Below are 5,227 nucleotides of genomic sequence, written 5' to 3'. Positions count from 1 at the left end.
CACAAAGAGTATCAGGCTTTCTTATACAGCCTGTTAGAAAAAATAAAATCAGCAGGCTGGACTCATTATTATGCGCCGTCCGATCCGCGGATATCAGGTTCGCAAATTGATAAGATTAGCTCGCCTGGTAAGGTGCTTGGAGACTATGTCCTGAGTCATCCATGGTTAGATCCTGACTATCGCCTGGATCTAGATCGCTGGCTGAAAGTAGACGATTTTTATGATTGGAATTTTTATAACAATGGAAATCACCTAACCCTGAGGGCACAGAGGCGCGACTCTGACGACGCTCCTAATGAACGTGGAACATATTTGGTAAGTTTGAGTTTTACAACAGAGCGTGAATACTGGGCACCTGCGTTTAATGACTCAAAAGACAAGGCACGCTGGAAAGAGTTGTTGCCGGGCCTTCTTAAGAACTACAAAGCCATTCGTGATGTTCGTGAAAAAAAGGCTGTTGATGCGGGTATAGAAGTTGATAGCAGCTATCAAGACCCTCCGATTAAAGCGCTGAAATAAAATACTCTTCGTTGAAAGAGAGGGGAGTTAAGTTCCCCCCTCTCTTTTAAAATTTAAGTTTGAGCAAATTTGATGGCATATTTATGGGTATTAATATTTCTGGCGTTGGCGGGGTGCGATAACGCTAACCAGAGCTCCGTCGCTGTAACAGAGTCTACCAAGATAGAGGCCCATTCCGGGAATGATGCCACGCTGATTGGCAATAACATTCCCGACTTTTCTGATCAGACACCCATTATGTCTATTCGGGCCGGTGGAGACGATTGGGGCTTAGCCGATATCGCTCCGCTCGCGCCAGACCTTCCGGGCATCGTTGATCTTGGGCAAGTTGGCGAGCTTTGGATGGCGATGTTTCCTCCCACTTCGCTTGTTCAAGTAAGGTTTCTTGCTGGCCCGGACTCTCCTGTGACGCACGTGAGCATGGCGGTGGTGTTTTCAAATAGTCCGCTTCCCACCTATTTCGAGACGGATGCGCAGGGAGAATCGCCCGGGTATTACGTGCAAACGGGCGTCATCGCGAAGGTCTACTTCGTGTGGGATGAGTTGATTGTTCCGGAGGGTGCCGACGATTACGAAAAGAGTCGGAACAAGGGGTTGCTGCCGACGTTGCGTGATTGGCATCCCACTGAGGTTTTGATGCCCCGTCTCATGCAGTTGGTGCAGTAGAAAGACAGAGGACTTCAGGATCGCCAAACGGCCATCAACCAAGCTGTACGACACAATAAAAAGATTCGCACAAACAAGCCCGGTTTTTTGGGAGATGGGCTTGTTGTGCAATGGTTAGTCAGGCCGGCGCTGTCCACCCCAACATCCGCTGCTGAGCCACCTTCAACAGGTCGCAACCATCCTGAGTCAGCAAATACAGTGCATGGGTAATGTGCGGAATGTCTTGGACATCGCCGTGTTTGAAGCACTGGCAGTGCAGCGTCTCCAGCAGGTCGCTGGAGGCACGGATTCGCTGTAGAGCGGCTTCAAGTATGTCTTGGGGATTGGCCTCGGTATCGATGACCATTGGGTTTGAGTCGGTAACACCGCTTTTGATTGCGCGATAACGATCGGGTAATGAATTTAACGTAGGCATTAGGATTACTCGGTTGTTTGATAAATAACCGCACTAGGAGGACATGGATCTCCGCAGCGCGAATCATGAAACACATATGAACGGTTATTATCAGGTGACCAAACCCGTTCGCTGATTTTGCAGCGACGGCAAACAGTAAACCCTTGCCGCTAACTGGCGAAAGGCGACGATGCCTATGACGTTGTAGGAAGGAGCCGAAGCTTGCTCAGGTTTATATCGTAAACGCCTGACCCTCGGTGTCAGGGCGCCACCGTAGGCAATAGCGACCAAAAACCGCTCCACCCCGCTCCATCCCCCAAACACCCACCGAGCTTAACCCCCGCTTAATCCTGCGGTCTAAAATTAACTGGACCGCGTTCGCGCAGAATCTTCTGACGCCCTGCGCGGCAGGGTCGACATCGTCAGGTGTCGCGCTGACTTCACGTCTGCACCGGAGATTTCTCATGAACATGCGAACTTTACTGGTGGCCTCTGCCCTCGCCTGCACCGGGTTTACCGGGCTGGCGCTGGCCGACTCCGCACCTTCCCAACCTGTGCCGTATCACTACGGAATGTCGCTGCACGTCAAGAAAGTGGTTTCGATGACCGAGCCCGCAACGCAGGACTGCAAGGTGGTGACGGCGGAGATGAAGTTCATCGACAACGCGGGTAAGCAGGAGTACATCAGCTACCGCAAGCTATCGGATGCCTGCAGCTATCAGAACTGAGTCATGGCGCTGCGCAGCAGTATTTGGCGATGGGCGTGAGCGAGGCCAAAGGTTATGCTTTGGCCTCCCTTACTGCCGCAAGGATTCGCCATGCAGTTGTCGTTTCGCACACTGTCGATGTTTACCGCCGGTCTGAGTTTTGCGCTGGCGCTGGTCTGGGGCTTTATACCCGAGGTGATGCTGTCCATCTGGAGTATCGGGTACTCGGACGTGACAGGATTGGTGGCCAGACGAAGTGCGATGTTGTTTGTGGCGCTGGGCGTGATGTTTTATCAGGCGCGCAACGCGCCGCCGTCCGTTTCGCGTAGCGCGCTGAGCAGCGGTCTGGTGGTGGGGGTTTTCGGGCTGGCCACGCTGGGTGTCGGTGAATGGCTCACTGGCCACGCCGGCCCGGGTATCTTGCTGGCCGTGACAGTGGAGATCGCGCTGGGCCTGGCGTTTCTCCAGACCCGGCGTGTATCTGTCGAACTCGCAGAAACCGTGGATTAATGCGCGCGGACCTTTGACGCGAGCACATGGCTGCCGGGGGTGTGATCCTCCAGGTCGTGGCGTAATTCAGCGATCAGGTCGTTGATTTCACGACAGCCATTAAGAGCGTTCGCATCGATGCCGGTCACCACCAGATCCAGTTGATCCGTCTGGTGGTTGTCGTAGACCTTCACGGTCATCGACAGGTCCGGTGACAAGGTGCATTGGCAACGTTTAGGCAAAAAGCTGTGTTCAATGATATTGCGAAGTTCCAAGGCAGAAAGAAACATTACAACCCTCCCTTTTTATAGGACCATCGATCAATCGTCGGGTTAACCGCCGTCAGTCTTGTCCATCCTTATCTCGCGGTTTTTCCTGGCGTGTTTTTAATGCACTGGAATGAAGCATAAAGCATACCCGGGAATTCGCACGACGGGCCGTCAATAAATCAGCAATTTACGACGAACCGCCAAGTGGCCTCGTGCAAAACGCATGATTGCCACTCATCATCCCTCACGTTGCCAACTTTGCCGTCGTGGTTTGCATTGAGACGCCAGTGCATTGAGAATGCTTGCGTTCAATGATTCAACCAAGAGCAAGGAGGCATCATGCGCTCATCTATTCTCACCGCCGCAGCGGTACTGCTGTCCGGTCTGTCCACTCTGGCCAGCGCTGCGAAACTCGAAGACGTTGCCCCCTATCCCAAGGCTGAAAGCGGCTTTACCCGCCAGGTGATTCACCTCGCTCCGCAAACCCGGGAAGACAATTACCAGGTCGAAATCCTCGCTGGCAAAACCTTGACCGTAGATTGCAATCACCAGCGTCTGGGTGGCACGCTGGAGGAAAAAAACCTTGAAGGCTGGGGTTATCCGTTCTATCGACTGGAGAAAGTCAGCGGCCCGATGAGCACCCAGATGGCGTGCCCGGACGGCAAGCGCAAACAGGACTTCGTGCCGGTCATCGGTGAGGGTTTCCGGCTGCGTTACAACAGTAAGTTGCCGATTGTGGTCTACGTGCCGAAAGATGTCGAAGTGCGCTACCGGATCTGGTCGGCGTCGGACAAGGTCGATAAAGCCCGTCAAGAATAAATGGAGCGCGCACAATGATTACCTGCCACGTCAAATACGTGATCGACCCCTACCAACTCGCCGACTTTGAAGCCTATGCCAAGGCCTGGCTTGGTGTCGTCGAACGCTTGGGCGGTACGCACCACGGGTACTTCCTACCGTCCGAAGGCGCGAGCAATATCGCTTATTGCCTGTTCAGCTTTCCTTCGCTGGCAGACTACGAAAGCTACCGGCATATTGCCCTGACCGACACCGAAAGCACCGCGTTGGTGGCGCTGGTGCTGGAGAAGAAATTCATCCTCAGCTACGAGCGGACGTTTCTGCGTCCGCTGCTCGCCTGAATCCCCTTCAGCGACTTACACCGGAGCGCCGCTCAACGCGGCGCGCTCGGCCACATGTCGCAAGCTATCAAAATTGATATTGGCCCCCGAGTCGATCGCCACCAGGGTCTGCCCCTGTGCACCGGTTTGCGCCACGTACTTCTTGATTCCGGCTACGGCCAGCGCGCCGGATGGCTCGGTGATCGAGCGGGTATCGTCGTAGATGTTCTTGATTGCCGCGCACAGTTCGTCGTTGCTGACCGTGAGTACTTCATCAACGTGATGGCGGCAGATCTCAAAGCCATATTCACCGATCTGCGCGACGGCTACACCATCGGCGAAGGTGCCCACGCTTGGCAACGCCACCCGCTCTCCCGCCAGCATTGCCGCTTGCAGGCACGCGGAGTGTTCCGACTCGACGCCGATGATGCGGATCTCCGGCCGCAGGTATTTGACGTACGCGGCGATGCCGGCGATCAAACCGCCGCCGCCCACCGGGACGAAGATGGCATCCAATGGGCCTTGATGCTGACGCAGGATTTCCATGGCCACCGTGCCCTGCCCCGCGATCACGTCCGGATCGTCGAAGGGCGAAACAAAAGTGCGGCCGGTTTGCCGGGCCAGGTTCAATGCGTACTCCAGGGCGAACGGAAAGCTCTCGCCATGCAACACCGCATTCGCGCCACGACTGCGCACGCCAATCACTTTCAGCTCCGGCGTTGACGTGGGCATGACGATACTCGCCTCAATCCCCAATTCCCGCGCCGCCAGTGCCACGCCTTGGGCGTGATTGCCAGCGGACGCGGTGATCACGCCGCGAGCCTTCTGCTCGGCACTCAACTGGGCTAGCTTGTTGTAGGCACCACGAATCTTGAAGGAAAAGGTTGGTTGCAGGTCTTCACGCTTGAGCAGGATCTGGTTGCCCAACACCTCGGTTAACGCCGGGGCCATCTGCAAGGGTGTGCGCACTGCCAGTTCATAAACCGGCGCGGCGAGGATTTTTTTTACGTAGTGCCCAAGCAGGGCCTGCTTGGCGGTGACCGTGTCGGTGTTGGTGTCCATCAA

Annotated in this window: 7 protein-coding genes and 2 pseudogenes; 6 read left to right on the top strand and 3 right to left on the bottom strand. The window is 55.1% G+C overall.

Going from position 1 to position 5,227, the window contains the following annotated elements; translation table 11 throughout:
• Nucleotides 1–519 (top strand): annotated as a pseudogene (locus tag AC1DH9_RS21795) (hypothetical protein); the annotation flags it as partial.
• Nucleotides 520–591: 72 nt separating this feature from the next.
• Nucleotides 592–1,185, top strand: coding sequence for a hypothetical protein (locus tag AC1DH9_RS21790; RefSeq protein WP_427539613.1), 594 nt, complete (start codon nucleotides 592–594; stop codon nucleotides 1,183–1,185).
• A gap of 118 nt (nucleotides 1,186–1,303) precedes the next feature.
• Here AC1DH9_RS21790 and AC1DH9_RS21785 read toward each other — a convergent pair whose 3' ends face one another.
• Nucleotides 1,304–1,600, bottom strand: coding sequence for a hypothetical protein (locus AC1DH9_RS21785; protein WP_427539610.1), 297 nt, complete (start codon nucleotides 1,598–1,600; stop codon nucleotides 1,304–1,306).
• A 443-nt stretch (nucleotides 1,601–2,043) separates the two neighbouring features.
• Between AC1DH9_RS21785 and AC1DH9_RS21780 the strand changes: the two genes are divergently transcribed.
• Together AC1DH9_RS21780 and AC1DH9_RS21775 are read left to right on the top strand one after the other, a co-directional pair.
• Nucleotides 2,044–2,307 (top strand): DUF2790 domain-containing protein, encoded by a 264-nt coding sequence (locus AC1DH9_RS21780; protein WP_427539607.1) that lies wholly within the window; start codon nucleotides 2,044–2,046, stop codon nucleotides 2,305–2,307.
• A 90-nt stretch (nucleotides 2,308–2,397) separates the two neighbouring features.
• Complete coding sequence (locus AC1DH9_RS21775; RefSeq protein WP_427539604.1) at nucleotides 2,398–2,796, top strand: hypothetical protein; 399 nt, start codon at nucleotides 2,398–2,400, stop codon at nucleotides 2,794–2,796.
• Here the strand turns inward: AC1DH9_RS21775 and AC1DH9_RS21770 are convergent.
• Nucleotides 2,793–3,065 carry a DUF1652 domain-containing protein gene (locus AC1DH9_RS21770; protein WP_145016091.1) on the bottom strand — a complete coding sequence of 91 codons (273 nt, stop codon included), beginning with the start codon at nucleotides 3,063–3,065 and terminating at the stop codon, nucleotides 2,793–2,795. The genes AC1DH9_RS21775 and AC1DH9_RS21770 overlap by 4 nt on opposite strands.
• 318 nt (nucleotides 3,066–3,383) lie before the next feature.
• On the opposite strand from AC1DH9_RS21770, the gene eco reads away from it, so the two are divergent.
• Together eco and AC1DH9_RS21760 are read left to right on the top strand one after the other, a co-directional pair.
• On the top strand, nucleotides 3,384–3,863 hold the full coding sequence (gene eco, locus AC1DH9_RS21765; RefSeq protein WP_427539600.1) for a serine protease inhibitor ecotin: 480 nt from the start codon (nucleotides 3,384–3,386) through the stop codon (nucleotides 3,861–3,863).
• 14 nt (nucleotides 3,864–3,877) lie between these two features.
• Nucleotides 3,878–4,183: an NIPSNAP family protein gene (locus tag AC1DH9_RS21760; RefSeq protein ID WP_427539597.1), complete on the top strand. Its 306-nt coding sequence runs from the start codon at nucleotides 3,878–3,880 to the stop codon at nucleotides 4,181–4,183.
• 33 nt (nucleotides 4,184–4,216) lie between these two features.
• Here AC1DH9_RS21760 and ilvA read toward each other — a convergent pair.
• Nucleotides 4,217–5,224 (bottom strand): annotated as a pseudogene (gene ilvA / locus AC1DH9_RS21755) (threonine ammonia-lyase, biosynthetic); the annotation flags it as partial.
• Nucleotides 5,225–5,227 lie beyond the last annotated feature (3 nt).

Source organism: Pseudomonas sp. 05T35, from assembly GCF_056396605.1.
Note: the sequence above shows the minus strand (reverse complement) of the source record. Positions and strands in the feature narration are given on the sequence as shown.